17 protein-coding genes are annotated in these 18,721 nt (G+C 38.7%); 8 read left to right on the top strand and 9 right to left on the bottom strand.

Going from position 1 to position 18,721, the window contains the following annotated elements; translation table 11 throughout:
* Both V3595_RS20875 and V3595_RS20870 read right to left on the bottom strand, forming a co-directional pair.
* Positions 1 to 678, bottom strand: coding sequence for a response regulator transcription factor (locus V3595_RS20875; RefSeq protein ID WP_485909254.1), 678 nt, complete (start codon positions 676 to 678; stop codon positions 1 to 3).
* Positions 656 to 2,047: a HAMP domain-containing sensor histidine kinase gene (locus V3595_RS20870; RefSeq protein ID WP_485909252.1), complete on the bottom strand. Its 1,392-nt coding sequence runs from the start codon at positions 2,045 to 2,047 to the stop codon at positions 656 to 658. The genes V3595_RS20875 and V3595_RS20870 overlap by 23 nt, the downstream gene beginning before the upstream one ends.
* Before the next feature lie 903 nt (positions 2,048 to 2,950).
* On the opposite strand from V3595_RS20870, the gene chrS reads away from it, so the two are divergent.
* Positions 2,951 to 3,427, top strand: a complete 477-nt coding sequence (chrS, locus tag V3595_RS20865) for a chromate efflux transcriptional regulator ChrS (RefSeq protein WP_034315019.1) — start codon at positions 2,951 to 2,953, stop codon at positions 3,425 to 3,427.
* Between the two features lie 35 nt (positions 3,428 to 3,462).
* Here the strand turns inward: chrS and chrA are convergent, their stop codons facing one another.
* Both chrA and chrB read right to left on the bottom strand, forming a co-directional pair.
* Positions 3,463 to 4,014 carry a chromate efflux transporter ChrA gene (gene chrA, locus V3595_RS20860; RefSeq protein WP_485909250.1) on the bottom strand — a complete coding sequence of 184 codons (552 nt, stop codon included), beginning with the start codon at positions 4,012 to 4,014 and terminating at the stop codon, positions 3,463 to 3,465.
* Positions 4,014 to 4,601, bottom strand: a complete 588-nt coding sequence (gene chrB / locus V3595_RS20855; RefSeq protein WP_485909248.1) for a chromate efflux transporter ChrB — start codon at positions 4,599 to 4,601, stop codon at positions 4,014 to 4,016. Before chrB ends, chrA begins: the two co-directional genes overlap by 1 nt.
* A gap of 272 nt (positions 4,602 to 4,873) precedes the next feature.
* On the opposite strand from chrB, the gene ggt reads away from it, so the two are divergent.
* Positions 4,874 to 6,451, top strand: a complete 1,578-nt coding sequence (gene ggt, locus V3595_RS20850) for a gamma-glutamyltransferase (RefSeq protein ID WP_485909246.1) — start codon at positions 4,874 to 4,876, stop codon at positions 6,449 to 6,451.
* Positions 6,452 to 6,626: 175 nt separating this feature from the next.
* Here the strand turns inward: ggt and V3595_RS20845 are convergent, their stop codons facing one another.
* Together V3595_RS20845 and V3595_RS20840 are read right to left on the bottom strand one after the other, a co-directional pair.
* Positions 6,627 to 7,499, bottom strand: coding sequence for a DMT family transporter (locus tag V3595_RS20845; RefSeq protein ID WP_485909245.1), 873 nt, complete (start codon positions 7,497 to 7,499; stop codon positions 6,627 to 6,629).
* A gap of 591 nt (positions 7,500 to 8,090) precedes the next feature.
* Positions 8,091 to 8,303: a hypothetical protein gene (locus V3595_RS20840; protein ID WP_101224302.1), complete on the bottom strand. Its 213-nt coding sequence runs from the start codon at positions 8,301 to 8,303 to the stop codon at positions 8,091 to 8,093.
* A gap of 547 nt (positions 8,304 to 8,850) precedes the next feature.
* Here V3595_RS20840 and V3595_RS20835 point away from each other — a divergent pair.
* Both V3595_RS20835 and V3595_RS20830 read left to right on the top strand, forming a co-directional pair.
* Positions 8,851 to 9,525: a response regulator transcription factor gene (locus V3595_RS20835; RefSeq protein ID WP_350301570.1), complete on the top strand. Its 675-nt coding sequence runs from the start codon at positions 8,851 to 8,853 to the stop codon at positions 9,523 to 9,525.
* Positions 9,522 to 10,520, top strand: a complete 999-nt coding sequence (locus V3595_RS20830) for a sensor histidine kinase (protein WP_485909242.1) — start codon at positions 9,522 to 9,524, stop codon at positions 10,518 to 10,520. The genes V3595_RS20835 and V3595_RS20830 overlap by 4 nt, the downstream gene beginning before the upstream one ends.
* A 22-nt stretch (positions 10,521 to 10,542) precedes the next feature.
* Here V3595_RS20830 and V3595_RS20825 read toward each other — a convergent pair whose 3' ends face one another.
* Entirely contained in the window at positions 10,543 to 12,507 is a 1,965-nt protein-coding gene (locus tag V3595_RS20825) for an ABC transporter permease (RefSeq protein ID WP_485909240.1), read from the bottom strand.
* Positions 12,504 to 13,250, bottom strand: a complete 747-nt coding sequence (locus V3595_RS20820; protein WP_485909238.1) for an ABC transporter ATP-binding protein — start codon at positions 13,248 to 13,250, stop codon at positions 12,504 to 12,506. Before V3595_RS20820 ends, V3595_RS20825 begins: the two co-directional genes overlap by 4 nt.
* Before the next feature lie 306 nt (positions 13,251 to 13,556).
* Between V3595_RS20820 and V3595_RS20815 the strand changes: the two genes are divergently transcribed.
* From V3595_RS20815 to V3595_RS20805, 3 genes are all read left to right on the top strand, one after another.
* Complete coding sequence (locus V3595_RS20815; protein WP_241593607.1) at positions 13,557 to 13,919, top strand: group I truncated hemoglobin; 363 nt, start codon at positions 13,557 to 13,559, stop codon at positions 13,917 to 13,919.
* A 124-nt stretch (positions 13,920 to 14,043) separates the two neighbouring features.
* On the top strand, positions 14,044 to 14,427 hold the full coding sequence (locus V3595_RS20810) for a cupredoxin domain-containing protein (RefSeq protein ID WP_485909236.1): 384 nt from the start codon (positions 14,044 to 14,046) through the stop codon (positions 14,425 to 14,427).
* 154 nt (positions 14,428 to 14,581) lie between these two features.
* On the top strand, positions 14,582 to 15,136 hold the full coding sequence (locus V3595_RS20805) for a hypothetical protein (protein ID WP_485909234.1): 555 nt from the start codon (positions 14,582 to 14,584) through the stop codon (positions 15,134 to 15,136).
* 67 nt (positions 15,137 to 15,203) lie between these two features.
* Here V3595_RS20805 and V3595_RS20800 read toward each other — a convergent pair whose 3' ends face one another.
* Positions 15,204 to 16,616 carry a PQQ-dependent sugar dehydrogenase gene (locus V3595_RS20800; RefSeq protein ID WP_485909232.1) on the bottom strand — a complete coding sequence of 471 codons (1,413 nt, stop codon included), beginning with the start codon at positions 16,614 to 16,616 and terminating at the stop codon, positions 15,204 to 15,206.
* Between the two features lie 380 nt (positions 16,617 to 16,996).
* Between V3595_RS20800 and V3595_RS20795 the strand changes: the two genes are divergently transcribed.
* Positions 16,997 to 18,598, top strand: coding sequence for a bifunctional metallophosphatase/5'-nucleotidase (locus V3595_RS20795; RefSeq protein WP_485909230.1), 1,602 nt, complete (start codon positions 16,997 to 16,999; stop codon positions 18,596 to 18,598).
* Positions 18,599 to 18,721: the final 123 nt, after the last annotated feature.

Here is an 18,721-nt window from a genome sequence, read left to right as displayed (position 1 = left end):
TCAATCCACAGAACTCCATTTATACCCGATGCCCCAGACCGTTTTCAAGTGTTGATCTGCTGGAAAACCGGCATGACGCAATTTCTCTCTAATATTTCGAATATGGGAATCGATTGTCCGATCTTCCGTATCCGATTTAAATCCCCATATGGTCGAAAGCAAGTGGTCTCTGGAATAAACTTGATCTGGTGATTTTAAAAACAAGCACAACAGTGAGAACTCTTTTGGTGTCAATGGGATTGTTTTGGTATCATAATGTGCTTCATAAGCGGATTCATTTAATTTTAGCCCCCTAAAGATCACAGTATCATTCTGATTATGCACTCGCCGCGTCACTGCTTCGATTCTGGCAAGTAAAACATCTTCATTAAACGGTTTTGTAATATAATCGTCTGCGCCCTTTTTCAACCCTTTCACCATTTCTTGTGCAGCATCCCGGGCGGTGAGCATGATTATGGGAATGTTGGAAAACGATCGGATCCTTTCGCACGTTTCCCACCCATCCATCTCAGGCATCATTACATCAAGAAGGACTATGTCCGCATGTTTATGCGCTAAGAACTGTAAGGCTTCATGTCCAGATTTCATCTTCATGCATGTATATCCGTGAGGTTTAATGTATATCTCTAATAGATCAAGCATTCTTTGTTCATCATCAACCAGAACTATTGTCTTCATTTGTTATCTCCTTAAATGTGATAGTGAAGCACGTTCCTTGCTCCAAGTTGCTTTTAACCGAAATGGTTCCTCCTTGTATCTCCACTAATTGCTTGACGATGGAGAGCCCCAATCCGAATCCACCGGTATCTCTGGCGCGTGATTTCTCGACACGATATAAACGATCAAAGATATGGGGGATATCTTCAGGGGGAATGCCAACCCCTTGATCGATTATGGAGATGGAAATCCTGCCAAGGCATTCAGTGGCTTTGATAGTGGTGACTGTATATTTGTTCGAGTACTTCAGCGCATTATCGAGCAGGTTAAGAATGACTTGCTCAAACCTCGAGGGATCTATATCTATAAATAAATCATCCTTACATTCCAGATTCAATTGAATACTTTCATTTGCAAAAGCCGGCAGCACTTTTTCATGAATGTTTTGCAGGAATGAAGAGAGCTGGACGGTTTCTTTTGATATGCCGAATGTATTTACATCCATTCTAGCCATATTGAATAGTTCGTCCAATAATCTGTTTAATCGTTCGGATTCATCATGGATGATCTCTAAGTATCGTGTTCGTTCGGCAACATTCAAGTCTTTCCGGCGGGCAATATCAGCGTACCCTTTGATATAAGTTAGCGGCGTGCGCAGTTCATGAGAGATACTTGCCAAAAATTCATTGCGTTCCTTCTTTAAATAGTTCAATTCATTAGCCAAGCTTTGAATGGATTGGGCAAGCTCCCCGAGTTCATCATGAGATCGTACTGGCACAGCCACTGAAAAATTTCCTTTGCTGAGTTTGGTTGTCGCTTCCTTCATCGAAATAAGAGGTCTAGTCAAAGCTTTTGATAGAAAATAAATGGTGATAAGCATGAAGAAAAGGAGCAATGCAGTCGCAAAAAGGAAATGCTTATTCAATTGTGCGATTAAATCCTCAACATCTCTAGTATCTTTGAACATATAAACATAGCCTTTTTTTTCTTTATCACTGATAAATGGCGTAACGGTTGCAATATATCTTTCATCCTTCCAACTTGATTGGATGACCATACCTTTTCGGGAGAGTTGCGGGATGTTTTTTGCCAAGATTTTTTTCATTCCCCCATTTACCTTTGCGGAAGATATCAGAATATCTCCTCTTGTGTTCGTAATCACGACATCTGTATCGGTATGGTATTCCATCAGGCCGATATGCTGAAGGGTAGAGTCGGAATACGTGATTTCCAACACATCACGATGACTATTGCCACGGGCCTTCAGTGATTCCAATTCTTGATTGATACGGGAATGGATCACTTTATTATGCAAGTAAATCATCGAAACGGTTTCCATCAAAAAAATGCAAACAAATATAGATAGTCCGAGCTTAAAGGAGATTTTCATGAGCATTCACCCTCTTATGGAATAAAGTCAGTTTAGCGAAAAAGTATGAAGAAAGTATGCAGTATTTTCAATTTCTTCGCATCTCTAAAACAACGATAATCCGAATGATGACTTGTTGCAAGAGAGACAATATTTTTAATGGACCCAAACTGCATTTTTTCAGTCTTGTATATGGTAATGCGGGAATCAGGTTTTTCCGTGCAATAACACTTTAGGAAGTGGTTATTTAAAAATAGATGATGATCATTCATACTTGAGTTTTTGTAGACTGCTCTTATTTTAATTAAACCTATAATAAATTGAAACTGCCGGGAAAATGGGCAGTTTTTTATTTAGGCTATTCAAAATATTTTGTATTAAGGAAACATTTTGTCATAAATGAATACTATGTAAAAAAGGAGCTGATCCATATGAATTGTACAAACCGTACGCAGAAAAAAATAATGGCTTATTCCGCATTATTCAAAAAAATGGGCATTCTCAATGATGAGGAATACAAAAATATCGCAAAAACCTTTCAAACAAAGGATTGAGGAAGTGTCCATTGGAAATTCATAAACTATTATCCTGCATTAAACGGGCTGTAAAACCCCCGCCTTCCAATTTTCGAAGTAGGAGGGGGACTGCAGTCTGGAACTCAAGGGAGTGTCGGAGGTACCGTCATTTGTCCGGCCCTGAGTCTATCGAATTCCATCTTTTTGGCGGCTGCACTCAGCTGGATGAAATGCTGCATCTTAAGTTTGAAAAACTACATATATGATGGACATTCATATGCAAATAGAGGGGAAAATTAGGGCTGCCCAAAAATTTCTGCCTTTATTAGAAGTGAAAAGGAAGATTGTTGTGATCCGGTGGTGTTCTCTGCGATAATGGAATAAAGAAGTCGAAAAGGAGTTACGTAGGATGGCAGAGGACTTTAAGATTCCCAGCTTGAAAGTTGATGAGATCGATAAGAAAATCATATCGGTTTTACATGAAGATGCACGAATTTCGTATACCGACTTAGCGAAGAAAGTGGAGCTTTCCAGAGTTGCGGTTCAGATGAGAATTAATCATCTTGTTGAAAACGGGGTGATCGAGAGGTTTACTGCGGTCATAAATCCAGCTAAGGTCGGCATCCATGTCTCGGCATTCTTTAACGTTGAGGTAGAGCCAAAATATCTGGAATCGGTCGCACAGCAATTAGAAAGTGAACCGGCTGTAACGAGTTTATATCATATGACCGGTCCGAGTAAACTCCATATGCACGGAATCTTTACTGATAATCAAGAGATGGAACGTTTTCTCAATGAGAAGCTGTATGCGGTAGTCGGTGTTGTCAGCGTTGATTGCCAAATTCTCATTAAACGTTATAAAAGCCGGATGGGCATGAAGCTTTAAATAAAAAAATCCCCCTATATAGGTGGATTTTTTTATTATGTGAGCGGGATGATAAAGCCGCCATACGCAAAGGCAAGAATGATTACGAATGCGGGGTGAATCTTGAATTTACCTAAAGCCAAGAATGCCAAACCAGCGATGACGATTGAATGGATGTAGCCGATGGAACCGACGGCATCCGCGGCCATATTCCAGGTGAGCAATAACATCATGATTGCAATCACGGGCTGCACAAGCAGGGACATGCCTTTTACGATAGGCGATTGCTTGTATTTTTTCAGGATTTTTAATAAATATATCAAAGCCACGGCTGAAGGGATGATCGTGCCTGCCAATGCAGCTAGAAATCCTGGCCATCCATATACATCATATCCGACATATGCGGCTATTTTCGTGGCGATCGGTCCTGGGAGTGAATTTCCTAACGCAAGCATTTGTGAGAACTCGGTATTATCAAGCCAGCCATAACGGGTGACGATTTGATCATACATTAGCGGAATCGAGGCTGGACCTCCACCGTAACCAAGAATATTGGCTATGAAAAACGCCAGAAAAACAGCGACTCCAATTGGGATTATAAGACCCATTAAGCGGATTCCTCCTTCCTATCAACCTTTTTATTTTTCAATCTATCCTTTAATTTAAAATGGAACGCCCCATATAAAAGGAAAATCATTATGACGATACCCGGATGCAGGGAAATGATCTGCAGAAGTAAAAAGGAAATCGCAAAAAAGGTGATTCCGAGCATCTTTCCTAAACCTTTTACCGCCTTTTCGCCAAACTCATAAGCCATTTGGCCAAGCATGACGGCAACCACCGGCATGACAGCAGCGATCATATTGCTGATCATTGCTGAATTACTTAAAACATTAATGAATGCAATCAAGAAAACCATCGCAAAGCATGAAGGTAAAACGTGAGCGGCTACACTTACGAGGGCTCCCGGCCAGCCTTTTAATTTATAACCAAGATATGCTGCCATCTTAGTGGCAATCGGTCCTGGGAGTGTATTGGCGATCGCTAAAGTGTCCCCGAATTCATCATCGTCGAGCCAGTGATAACGGGAAACGGCTTCGTGGCGGATGAGCGGGATGACTGATGGCCCGCCGCCAAAACCTAAAATCCCCGTTCTCATCATCCCAACCGTTAATTCCGTATATGGATTTTTCAAAACGATTCCTCCCTTTTTTAAAAATTTAGAATTCATTCCATGATTATGAATTAATGATAACAAAAATGCTTTCGAAATGTATATAAAATTCAAATGATATTTACGTAATGAATGTATAAATGGTATTTACTAATTAAATAGACTGATGATAATGAAGAAAAACAACTTTTTGTCTTAAAGAGGGATTTTGATTTCCAAAAAAAACCAAACCGGTTATAATACAATTAACATTAATTTTTTGAAAAATCAAATAATTAAGAAGGAGTAGATTTATGAACCAATCGATAATTGGAACGAAAAGTATGGTGGTGACCCCACACTATTTAGCATCGGTGGCAGGGCACAAAATTCTTGAAAAAGGGGGGAATGCTTTTGATGCGGCAGTGGCAGTCAGTGCCTGTTTGGGTGTAGTTTATCCACATATGACCGGACTCGGTGGAGATGCTTTCTGGCTTACATATGAAAAGAAGGACGGGAAAATTCGTGCTTTCAATGGAAGCGGACGCTCAGGGAGCAATGTCAATCGTGATGCATATAGAGGTGAAAAGAAAATCCCTTTTCGCGGGGTAAGAAGCGCAATTACAGTTCCGGGGATGGTAGACAGCTGGGATGAGATATTGAAAGAATGTGGAACACTCACTTTTGCTGAAGTTCTCGAGCCGGCGATCGAGTATGCTGAAGATGGTTTTCCGATTACGAAAAATCAAGTGATGTATACGGAAAAGAACTGGGATTGGCTTTCGACGGAACCGATAACAGCTGAAATATATGCACCGGGTCGGCAAGTTCCGGAGGTAGGTGAACGGTTTGTTCAAAAAGATCTTGCCCGAAGCTTAGCGTTGATTGCTGATCAAGGCCGTGATGTCTTTTATAATGGAGAACTTGCAAAAGCAATCGTATCCTATTTGAAAGAGCAAGGGGGTCTGTTAACCGTATTGGATTTCGCTGATCACCATGGAAAATGGGTAGAACCCATTTCGACTCAGTATCGAAATTATACGATTTATCAGGTTCCGCCAAATTCTCAGGGGTTCGTCGGGCTGATGGCGCTCAATATTCTTGAGAATTTCAACTTTGACAACATTGGTCATGGTTCTGCTGAATACTATCATTTATTGGCAGAGGCTCTAAAAGCAGGTTTCCGCGATCGTAACGAAGTCCTTACAGACCCTGAATTCTTTGATATTCCAATAGATAAGTTGCTAGATAAGCAATATGCAGCGAAGCTAGCATCATCAATTCAGACAAATGCCGAGAAAGTTACGAGTCCACCAATGGGAAGTGACACGGCCTATGCCGCAGTGGTCGATAAAGATGGAAACTCGGTTTCCTTTATTCAAAGCCTTTATTTTGAGTTTGGTTCTGGTGTCACTGCCGGTCAAACAGGGGTCATGTTACAAAATCGAGGATCGTTTTTCTCGCTTGATTCCAATCATGTCAACTCACTCGAACCTAACAAGCGCTCATTCCATACATTGATGCCGGCAATAGCCTGCAAAGATGGAAAACCGAGCATTTTATATGGTACTCAGGGTGGGGAAGGACAGCCGCAAACACAGACTGCTATCATTACCAGGATGATAGATTACGGAATGGACCCACAAGCTGCAATCAATGAACCGCGATTCGTCTGGGGAAGAACCTGGGGTGAAGATAGCGAGTCGTTGAAAATCGAAAGCCGCGTCAAAAAGGAGGCGGTTGATGAACTGAAAGAAAGGGGACATCATGTCGAAGTGGTGGAAGAATTCGATGGGTTGATGGGCCATGCACAAGCAATTCGGATTGATGAGCATAACTTCCTCAAAGGCGGGGTCGATCCGCGTGGGGACGGTGCGGCGGTCTGTTCTTGAAGGTTTCTCCTTCTTAATAAGACAAAAGGGAATAATGAAAAAAATTACAAACAAAAAAACTTTTTCCCAATCTCCCTTTTTAACATAAAAAGAACCCTATAGGCAGCCTTTTTTAAAGAGACCGCTCTATAGGGTACATTTTAATATATAACTCTAATAAACTTTTTAATGTGGGTTATTCTTCCCGAATGACTAATAACACACCGATAAAAATTAATATTGTGCCGATCCAAAAAGACAAGCCGATTTGTTCACCTAGTATTAACCAACCTAAAAAAGTACCGACTATAGGCTGTAAAAAGAAAAATAATCCACCACTTGAAGCGGTAAGCATTTGCAGTCCGCGATTCCACAGTAAAAAGGCACATGCTGTGGAAATAACGCCCAAGTATAATAGGCCGCCCCATATGGATGGATGCATGATTGCTTGGAAATCAAGCTCATCCAATCGACTGATCGTAACAGGTGTTAAAAAGACAATTGCCACAAGCACTGCATAGGTCGTTATAACAATTTGTGAATATTGCCCAGGGACACGTTTAATTAGAACAGACATAAGTGCCCAAGTTAAGGCAGCAATAAGCAGTGATAGGCCCCCAAGTTGGTGAGATGAGCCGATATGGGCATTCCCGACAATGATACCGACTCCGATCGTCGCTAAAATTACAGAAATTGATTTCTTGATAGTGATCTTTTCTTTTAAAACGATACGTGCAAATATCACCATAAATGCAGGTGTTGTGGAAGTAATGATAGCTCCCATTTGTGCAGTCGATAGCAGTGTACCGACTTCCTGGGTTACGATGGAAATTGTGTTTCCAACAAGTCCTATAATGAAAACCAAAAGCCAGTCTCGTTTTTCAATTCGCCAAGATTGTTTTGTTATAAAACCAATTGTCAGCAATGCAAAAATCGCAATTACATATCGTAATAATACTAATTCAAGTGGCGGAACAACGTCTACCACAACTTTTACCACAACATACATCCCGCCCCAAATGCTAGCAGCGAGTGATAAATATAAAGAACCTAATATAGTGTTTTTCATTTTGTACCCTCCGTTTTAACTAAACATTTCCAGTCCTTAACGGAGATGCAATTTTTCTGCCGTTAAGGAAGAATAACTGCAGGTACATCATTTTCGAATAGTGGTGACCACATCATCGGCTTTCAGCTCACTTTCAAAAAATATTTATTTTCAATGATTTTAGCTATTCCGAGCTGCTACTGATCATTCGTTTCAAACATCAGTAAGTTACAAAATATACTCATTTAAATATACAAGATTTTAGATTGATAAAACAACAAATAATAGTATTAAAGCTAGCGTACCATTAAGATTATCCGTCAATCAAGATAGTATACTAAAACTTGAAAAACATGAAAACCCCCACCTGATCCTATTAACAACTGGTGGGGTTTCTATTTGGCATAATGGATTCTGGTTGGGATAAAAAGAGGGATTCATAGGGAAGGGAAGCAAATGGTACAGTAATAATGCTGGTCAAATTGTCGGTAGCTAATAATGTAAGTTATATAGCTGGAAAGAAAAGGTGGATTAGGATTAAAGAGCTCCCTTAAAGAGTTTAATCCTAATCCACCATTAAGTTAAATTTGGTGCATGACCTTTCCGGAAGCATCACAATCCGTTATATTTTCTTTCAATTTTCCTGAACTCATCTGATAGTTCAAATAGGGTGTGTAATACGGCTGTTTGAATATATAGATTCATATAATTATCATTGCTTTTCTTTTGAAAAGATAAATCATGTTTTTCATTAATTTTCCGCGTTATACATGCATTAATTTCGCTCCACATTTCTTTCGTTCCTTCTTTAATTTTAGTCTCCATAATCTCCCACTCCTTTTTTATTAGTTTATCCACTCTATTACAATCTTATACTTATTTTTTGGGCAATCTGGTAACTTTTTTATCTTAAAATTAATGTCTACAGTTTTTTGGGTGTCCTTCTGTTTGAGTGCATACTCGAAAAATAGGAGAAGTAATTACCCATTAGTGGTTATTAATTGCTGATAAAAATATTGTGGACTAACACTATAGTCGCTTGGCTCAGTTTGTAGACAAAAGGGTTCTATCTAAAAGTTTAAACAAGTTGATTGGAGCGGGTGTGGGAGACCCCGCAGGCGCAAAGGCGCCGAGGAGGCTCCCGGACCGCCCGCGGAAAGCGAGTGCCTGGAGAGGAAAAACATTCAAATTGTACAACCCCTAAAAGGGGGGACAGGGTGTCACTATCGCATTCCTTCTCTATAGTTTCTTTGATTGGGTCATATTCTTGAGTGACATATTGTATAAATGACAGGAGTTTGGAATAATTAGCATTATGATATTATAGAGAATTTAAACCTTTATCGATCCAGTCCATGAATAGGAGATTGTTATGTTTAAAATTATGATAGTTGAAGATGATGAAAAAATTAGAAAAATAGTGGCTGATACGCTAACAAAGTGGAAATATGACGTTGTGGGGATTATGGAGTTTGACCACATTTTAGATGATTTTGAGAAATTCCAGCCTGATTTGGTACTATTGGATATAAACTTGCCAACCTTTGATGGCTTTTATTGGTGTCAGCAAATCCGTGCAATTTCAAGTGTGCCCATACTGTTCCTTTCCTCTAGAAATCAAAACATGGACATCATCATGGCCATTAATATGGGAGGGGATGATTTTATACAGAAGCCATTTGATTTAGATGTTCTTGTAGCAAAAATCAGTGCATTGTTACGGAGGAATTATACTTATCAAAATGGACATAACTTAAAATTAACGCACCGGAACTTGTCTTTGCATGTAACAAACTCAACTATCCAATATGAGGAACAGTCCATTGAACTTTCACGTAATGAGTTCATCATTTTGCAATTGATGATGCGCAGAATCGGTAAAATTGTATCAAGAGATGACTTGATGCAAGCTCTTTGGAATGATGAACAGTTTGTCGATGATAATACACTGACTGTTAATGTAAATCGATTAAGGCGTAAAATCTCTGGAATTGGATTAGAAGACTTTATTGTGACACGTAAAGGAATGGGGTATCTGATTGAATGAGGTTCATACAATTTTTAAAACATGAGAAGCCTTATATCTTTTTACTGGTTTTTGTCTTTTGTATGGTTTCTGCCGTCTATCACACTGACCCCAATATGACATGGAACTGGAACACCTTTCTATATACTGGGGCATTAACTCTTTTCGTATTGATCATTTTCTTTTTGTACCGGTATCAGCAAAATTTACGCGCGATACGAGCCATGGGTGACGAAGATCATGAGAACCTTTCTTTAGAGGCAGCCTCGTTACAGCAGTTGATTGAAGAGAAGGAAAGGGAACAAATAAGGTCTCTCAATCTGATTCATGAGAAACAAAGCGAGTATTACGATTTTATTGTATCGTGGTTTCATGAAATTAAGACACCCATCTCGGTGCTGCGATTGATGGAGCAGACAGAGATCGATGCCAAGAGCTTTCATGATGAGGTATCAAGGATAGAGCATTATGTGGATCAAGCACTTTATTATGCAAAGTTGGATAGCTTCAATCAAGACTATGACATCAAGAATTGTGATTTGGACCAATTGGTTAAAGAGGTCATAAAAACTCATTCCAAAACATTTATTTCCAAGAAAATCCGCCTGCAGTTACAGATAGAACCAACTACCATCCAAAGTGACCCCAAGTGGCTGCAATTTATCCTGAATCAATTAATTTCAAATTGCTTGAAGTATACGGAAGAAGAAGGGGAAATAAAGATTGAGACAGGTTTCGATTTAAAAGAAAAGCAGCTGATCATTAGAGATAATGGAATTGGTATAGAAAAAACGGATTTACCACGGATATTCAATAGGGGTTTTACAGGATCCAACGGACGTACCTACACAAAATCCACAGGGATGGGGTTATATTTAGCACAGCAGTTATCCAATAAACTTGGCCACTATATCACGTGCACCTCTGAAACAGGTTTGTATACGGAATTTGTCATGCACTTTCCCAAAAATGTCGATCCCTATTTCATTATGCAAAAAAACGCAATGAGACCTTGATGAAGGCCATTGCGTTTTTTAATTAATATTTCTGATTTACGATTTTGTAGTAGAGATTCGCAGAAGACAGATAAAACAATACATAAATCACAAAGTATATTGCAAAGATGAACCAGAGCATCGAAGTGAGCTGCGGAAAATCTTGTACAGAATCCAGGATATAGTATTTTAAAATGAGCCAGCTGTGCAAAATGCCTAAAACTAGCGGAGGGAAGAAAACAAAGAGAAGTTGTTTACGAATCACGCTTTTCAATTCACGGTCTGCGGTTCCTATCTTTCGCAGAATGGAATACTGTCTCTGTTCTTCCGTTGCTTCCCGCAATTGTTTAAAGTAAATGACGCTGGCCAATGCAAACAGGGCAATGACAGCCAGGAAAGCAGCTGCAAATAACATTAAAGATGAACCTTCTATTTGCTTTGAATACACATCAGCAAATGAAGAATAGTAAGTGTCGGGCTTCTTCGTAACAATGGCATGTATATCACTTGATAAAGATTCAGCCTGCTTCTCATTTTCAATTTCATAAATTTCAAAAGGGATCGTTTTGGCTTTGCTTTTTAAGTTTTGATAAGCCTCATCTGAAATAATCAGGACTGCGGGCTTTAATAACATGGATTGAACAGGGTCGCTGGCCCAGCCTAATAATGCGTAATCTTTCTTCTCTATTAGTTTTAGAGTGATATCTTCATTTACATTCACTTTAAAACGTGGCAGCTGATCGGAGGGGAAGGATTTTGGGGAATCTGTTCCTTGTGACAGAGTTACAGCTTCCATATCTTCTAAATGGATTTCCTCCTGATTTCCACGCAATGAGATGATTTCGTTATATGCTTTTTCTGGAAAAAGAAAAACGTCCTTTGAAAAATACTCAGGGTTCTCAAAAGCAAGGTCCATGTTTGTATTTGGCTTTCCTACTAAGGCTTCCAAAGTTTTGTGATACTCTATTGAGTGGTCGGAATTTTTTATTCTAGCATCAATTTTCTCGTTAGTTTCCTTATCCAATGACTGAAACGCAATATCATTCGGTAAATTCCTGCCGACAGCTTCAAATTGGACAGCATAATTGATCGAAACGAATCCAATCAAGAAAATAATGGTCGCACTGAACAAAGAGATGAAGGTAAGGTTTAACGTATTCGACCTTATTTGGAAGCGCAATGAGGAAATCCACAATACCCGATTGCCTTCATGGAAATTATGCTTCTGGCGAATCTTATGCAGCAGCCAGCCGGAGAACTGACGGAAGAACAAATACGTTCCGCCGATCATGCCGACTGTGACAGCAATCATGGCAAAAGTTACGTGTTCTTTCCATATGCTTGATTCTTTGCCCTGGCTTATCAGAAAAAATTCCGTTGCTAATAACACTAATGACAAAGCTGCCATAATGAACGAAGACGGTATCGGTTTTTCCATTTTTTCTTTGGCATGAAACAACTCCACGAGTTGTACACGACTGATCATGAAGAAACTTTGGATACTTGCAATGATCGCTAACAAGAGAAACAGGATGATTGTCGAGCCGATCGCTTGATAAGGAAAATTCAGCGTAATGACATTGTCGTATTGCATTAAGTTCATTAATGCCATACCGAAAAACTTGGACAGCAGACCGCCAAGAAGTATTCCAATTACAAGCGAGAATGATCCAATGAGCAAATTTTCAAAGAAAACCATTCGTGTAATCTGGCTTTCTTTCATACCTAGAAGCAAATAGAGTCCAAATTCCTTTTTTCTTTGCTTCATAAAGAAAGAGTTAGCATAAAGAATAAAGAAAATGATAAAGAGGAAGATGACCACTGAGGCAATCGACACCCCCGTTTGAAAACTCTCCTTATTATTGAGTACATCCAATATATCCTGGTTATACATTAGTGATGAGAAGGTGAAATGGACCATCACACCAGTAATCATGGCCAACAAATAAATCGTATAAACACGGAAATTGCGCTGAACGTTCCGGAAAGTCATATTCAGTAAGTTCACCTTTGATTCCCTCCCATGGCACTCTGGATGTGAAGGATTCGATCAAAGAAGTCACTTTGACTTTGGTCACCTTTATAAAGCTCGTTTACGATTCCTCCATCACGCAAGAAGATAACACGTTTACAGAAGCTTGCGGCATAGGAGTCGTGTGTAATCATAAGAATAGTCGTTTGAAACGTTTCATTTAAGGTCGATAACTGTTCCAATAATTGTGTTGCTGATCTCGAATCAAGAGCGCCTGTAGGTTCATCTGCAAAGACAATCGCAGGGTTTGTAATAATGGCGCGCGCAGATGAGGCCCGTTGTTTCTGACCGCCAGAAACTTCTGTAGGGTATTTATCCTGGATTTCTTCAATATTCAATGCCTGAATGACTGGTTTCAGTCGTCTTTCCATCTCATCCGTAGAAAATTTCCTTAATGAAAGGGGCAGGATAATGTTCTCTTTTATCGTTAAAGTATCAAGCAAGTTGTAATCTTGAAAGATGAACCCCATTCGTTCTTGGCGAAATGTACGCAATGCTTTTTTGTTTAAATCCAACAGGGCCTGTTCTTCAAGCCAGACCTCCCCGCCAGAAAATTTATCAATTGTCGAGAGCACATTCATCAGTGTGGTTTTTCCTGAACCGGATGGCCCCATAATAGCCGTGAATTCACCCGAAGTAATGGTAAGGTCAATATTTTTTAAAACCTGTGCCTTTCCATAGGATTTAGATAAGTTTTTAGTTTGTAATACTTTTTTCAACGTAAATCTCCTCCTCATGTTACATACTATAAAATTCATCCCTTTTCCCACCATAGATGTAACAGGAAGTAAGATTACAATTTTGTCACATTACAATTTGAATATGTGAAATTATCGTGTGAACAGTGAATGTAATAAATGGAATTTCCTAAATCAATTATGCATTTTCAGCAACTTGGTAGCAACAAGTTGAAATAAAGAGGGATAAGTGAATCTCAGCAAAAGGGGATTAAATTGAAAGATAAGGAATAAAAACAAATTTTCTACAAAGAATACTTCTATTAATTACAAGTTAGGAGTGTATATATGGAACAAACACTTTATGAAAAAGTCGGCGGGGAAGAAGCGATAGCAAAAGTTGTGGACTATTTTTACTCCGAATTGGTTCTTAAGGATGAGACAGTTAATCATTTTTTTGAAAAGACGGATATGGAAAAGCAACGCCGTCATCAAACAAAGTTCATTAGTTTTGCATTAGGTGGTCCAAAACAATATTCTGGACAATCCATGGCAAAAGCTCACCAAGGATTGAATCTGCAACCAGACCATTTTAATGCCATTGTAAAACATCTTAACGATGCACTAGCTCACTTTGGAGTGAATGAAGCTGACATAGATACAGCTTTAACTAAAGTTGCTACACTAAGAGATGATATCTTGTATAAATGATTGTTATTGAGCTATCAGGTGTTTTGCAAAGGAGCTGACTAGCAGCTCTCCTTTGCAACCAAATTAATAGTAATAATATTTTAATGGATTAGAAAAAATAGTGTTAGGGAAGGAGGGATTGCGAATGTCTGTGAAAAAGCGGGTAACAGGATTGGTTGTTGTGCTTGCAATGTTTGTAGTTGTGACAACTCTAGGCTCACTCGGCGTATTTGCCGAATCCGGTGTTGTAGCTCAGCCTACGGTGAAATCGATTGAGGTCGAGTTGAACGATGATTACTTTAATCCGGAAGTCATCACTATTCCGAATGGAACAGCCACAACGTTGATATTGAAAAACAAAGGTACAAAAGAACACACCTTCACAGTGGAAAAGCTCGGAATTGACGCCGAGGTCCAGCCAGGTAAAGAAAAAACCATTACCGTGCAACCGAAACAGCCCGGTACATATGAACTGACTTGCCGGTACCATTTCCAGGAAGGAATGGTTGGGAAAGTAATAGTCAAATAAAAAGCAGGGCCAATAAGGCCTTGTTTTTTTATTTATTAAGCTATTTTTCATTACACAGGAAATTGATGTTTGGATTATTAATAATTGTTCCACCTCTAATAAATGGTAATATAATGTATCGTATCGTATAAACCAAATGGAAGGAGGTGGAAAGGTGTATTTTTTTAAACCTATTTCTGATGAGGTTCGTTTATCTCAAATAATATTCAATAAACATAAAAAAACGATGAAGCTCATTCTAGGATCTATTTTTGCCTGTATTGCTGCTATTCTACAGGCTGCTGCTGGCTTTTTACCAGGTATAGGATATTTTATAAGTCCACTAGCCACTGCACCTATTCTGTTATGTTCCATGTTTTCCATTCCATATGGAGTGATGACCTACCTTCTGACAATTATGTTGTTATTCATCCTACAGCCAACTGAACTGATTGTATTTCCTTTTACAACAGGATTGTTAGGACTTGGCATAGGGGCATCTTTTTACTTCTTTAGGAAGAGATTAAGTATTATTGCTGCTGGTGCAATTCTTTTAATGTTAGGGATTCTGAGTCTAATATTTATTTTTCACTTTCCGGTTTTAGGTCCAGCCGTCGCTGTTTCCTTTTCATTTCTTATAACTGGCTTTATATTTGCTTTCATTTATAGCTGGTTATGGGTTGAAATTGCTTTAATCATTTTTAAAAGATTAAAAATGATTATAATTTAGTGATTCTCCATCACTTGGTTTTAATTTCGATTCATAAGAGAATTATCAAGAATTTTATAGTTATGATTCAGGGAACAATTTCAAAAACAGTACCCTGGTTGAAATTAGTCACTTTCATAGAGCCATAAACCCCTAAATATAATCTGCTTTGATCCAGGTTCGTTCCCAAATTAACATAATAAGCTGATTGAGACCCAAAATCATAATCGGTTTGTATCACACTAAAATCATTTTGTTCACCATTTGGCCTAACGGTAGTATAAGCTAGAGCCCCTCTAACCTGAGGGTGAGATTCTTTCCGGGCAAGATCGGTAAACACAACGCTTCCTGTTAAACCAGGGATGCTTTTCCCCATATAGGCCTGCACTCCTGTAAGTGCAGTTCCCCCAAACTTATCGGGTCTGGTATCTTTATGAAAATAACTAGTTAAAGGCTGAAGACGACTCCCTGAAAGTGTTACTGCTTCATTGTAATAAGCAATTGTTTTTTCATCCAAATTCCGATTTTCAGTGCAGCCTTTTATAATCGAAGCAGGAAAAGCACCTTCCCAACCTCGCCAGCCAAAGTTAATAAATCCTTCTTTGTCAGGTTCAGAATTCATGAAAGAAGCTTGAATAAGCTGAGTAACCGGCATTGGTTTATAATGAACAAATGAAAAAATCGACTCGACCATACTCTGGCCGACATTTCCCGCATATTTAATATACTGATTATAAAACCTTTGAAATGAAATGCCTGGTATATTGCGAACCCCTTTGGCCATTACCATGAGCGCTTCCTGAATGGTTGTGGGAAGTTCATTGAAACGTGTGACAATGGGTGGATCATTGACGTACATATTCTTACCTACATCAATTTCAATTATTTTACCAGCGATTTCTAGATCGTCCTGGCTTAAGTTAAATGGATCATAGCCTGATCCACCATCTCCGGTTGTTAAAACAAGTTTTCCTGTTTCAGGTGAAAAGTTTAAACTATTGAACCCATTATGATTTGAAAATGGTCTTCTTAAGTTAAGTAATGTCCGTCGTTTTTGGGGTTGACCATTCGATTGTAAAATCCATTCTTCAATTGTATCAATATGATCATATTGTGTTTCTCTATTTATCCACCTTAGGTTTAAAGTCTTGGGATCACACGGATCAGGCTTAAAAGATTCAGGAAGAGCACCTGGTCCTTGTGTTCCAGCTACTGAATAATGAAGATAAAACAGACCGTTATAATAAAATTCGGGATGAAACGCTAGCCCCAGCAATCCCCGTTCATCATATCCGCCACCAGAAGCACCTAGTTTCAGGATTCGCGGGCGAATATCTAAAAAAGTCCTTATATCTCCGTTTCCTATGTAAAAGATCTCTCCTATCTGGGTTGCAATAAATAATCTTTCAATTGAGTCACCTGGAAGTATGGTTGTTTTCAAAACAGTAGGTAAATTTATTTTACTTACAATGGGACGTAAACCAACCTTAACTTTTATCAACTGACTTTGCACCTCTTCTTATTGTTTTCTTTTTATAAGAATATGATTAGAGCCGTCCATTAGTACCGAATTAGGCCGGGGAATCTAACTAAAGGAGTACATTTAGTTGAACTAATTTTTAAGAATGAGGATAAATTCAAGTACTATGGTTTAATGGGTAGAAAATTTGGTGCCTTTTTAAATAAAACTGGATTTATTGCTAGTCAAAATCTTAACAGATTTCTAAATGTTAAGCCGTATGAGTATTTTAAAAAGATATGCATGTACTGGGTTAACTTAACAATTATTATATGAAATATAACAAAAAATCACGGTCCCTTTATACGGATATAAAATTCAAGAGTTATTCTTAATTTACATCTAGAGGGAGGGATCGGAAATTGTCAAAATTTCAGGCCATATCTTCTTTGTTCATCTTGGTATTTATCATCATTTTCGTAACTTATAAAATCTCAGCATTCACATCCAATCATTCCACAACAAATCATTCCACATCCAACCGCTACATTCAAGTACAATTGTTAGGCGTTAATGATTTTCACGGCCAACTAAACAAATATCAAATGGTTTCAGGAACCATGGCAGGTGGGGCTGAATACCTGTCTGCCCATTTAAAAAAATATAAACAAGAAAACCCAAATACACTACTTGTTCATGCAGGTGATATGGTAGGAGGAAGTCCTCCAATCTCTTCTCAATTTAAAGACGAACCCACGATTGAATTTTTAAACCTTCTGCACGTTGATGTCGGGACACCTGGAAATCATGAATTGGACCAAGGCGTAAATGAAATGAAACGTCTTATTTATGGAGGATTCAATAAAAAAACAGGTTATTTTCAAGGTGCCAATACTTCTTATAGTTCTGCAAATATAATAAATAGAAAGTCGGGTACTCCCTTGTTACCACCGTATGTTATTAAACAAATTGACGGAATTAATATTGGATTTATCGGGGTGGTAACAAAAGAGACCAACCTGTATGTGGCACCTGAAAATCGAAAAGAAGTAGAAATTACGGATGAAGTTTCAGCTATTAACCGAACCGTTAAGATTTTAAAGGAAAAAGGGATTAAGGTAATTGTTGTACTGGCACATGATTCAGCTAAATCAGATAAGGCAGGAGCAAATTCCAGTGGAGCTTTAGTGGAGATGGCTCCAAAAATCGATGATGAGGTCGATGTCATTTTTGCCGGTCACAGCCATGAATATGCCAATACCGTTGCAGCCGGTAAACTGATCGTTCAAGCTTATTCTAATGGGAAAGCTTTTTCTCAAGTAAAACTTGAAATTGACCCACATACTAAAAATATCGTTAAGAAACAAGCAAAGATTATTGTCACTGCACATCATCATATAAAACCAGATAAAGAAACGGTTGCTCTTCTATATAAATATAGAAAAAGATTGGGGAGCTATTTTAATCAGGTAATAGGACAAATGCCTGAAGAAATCAAACGAAATCAAGATGCAAACGGTGAATCCGCATTAGCGAAAATGATTGCAGAATCTGAGCGGGAAGCCATGGGGGTAGATATAGCTTTTGTCCATCAAGGCGAAATGCGGAAAAGTTTAAAAAAAGGGGAAATCACTGTAGAAGACCTTTATACAGGCTTGCCTTTGGGTCATAGTATCAGTAAGTTAATCTTAACAGGTGACCAAATAAAACTAGCTTTAGAACAGCAGTGGACGAAGGATTATGAAAATAGGTTGCAAACGGTGGGTTTAACGTATAATTGGGACCCCGATGCTCCAATTGGCAGCCGCATTGTTGCGCTGAAAGACATGAAGGGTCAAGAGATTCAGGCAAGCAACGAATATGAAGTAGCGGTTAGTAATTATTTGGCTTCAGGCGGTGATAACTTCACTGCATTTGAACAAGGTAGACTCGTAGAATCCGGTCCGCAAGTTGTCACTGCACTAATACGCTATATCCAACAGAAGTATCCCCACGAAATTTTTCACCCTTCAGTGAAAGAATGAAGGGGAAAATACAAGGACTTGCATAAGTAAGTGAACCCAAAAAGTTAGACACTTTATTTACTTAGGCAGCCTTGAGGGCATGAACCCGGTAATCTACCGGGCTCATGCCTTTTAATTTTACCT

Origin of the sequence: Bacillus sp. CFBP9009 (assembly GCF_036541465.1) — a bacterium.
Lineage (GTDB): Bacteria > Bacillota > Bacilli > Bacillales > DSM-1321 > Peribacillus.
Note: the sequence above shows the minus strand (reverse complement) of the source record. Positions and strands in the feature narration are given on the sequence as shown.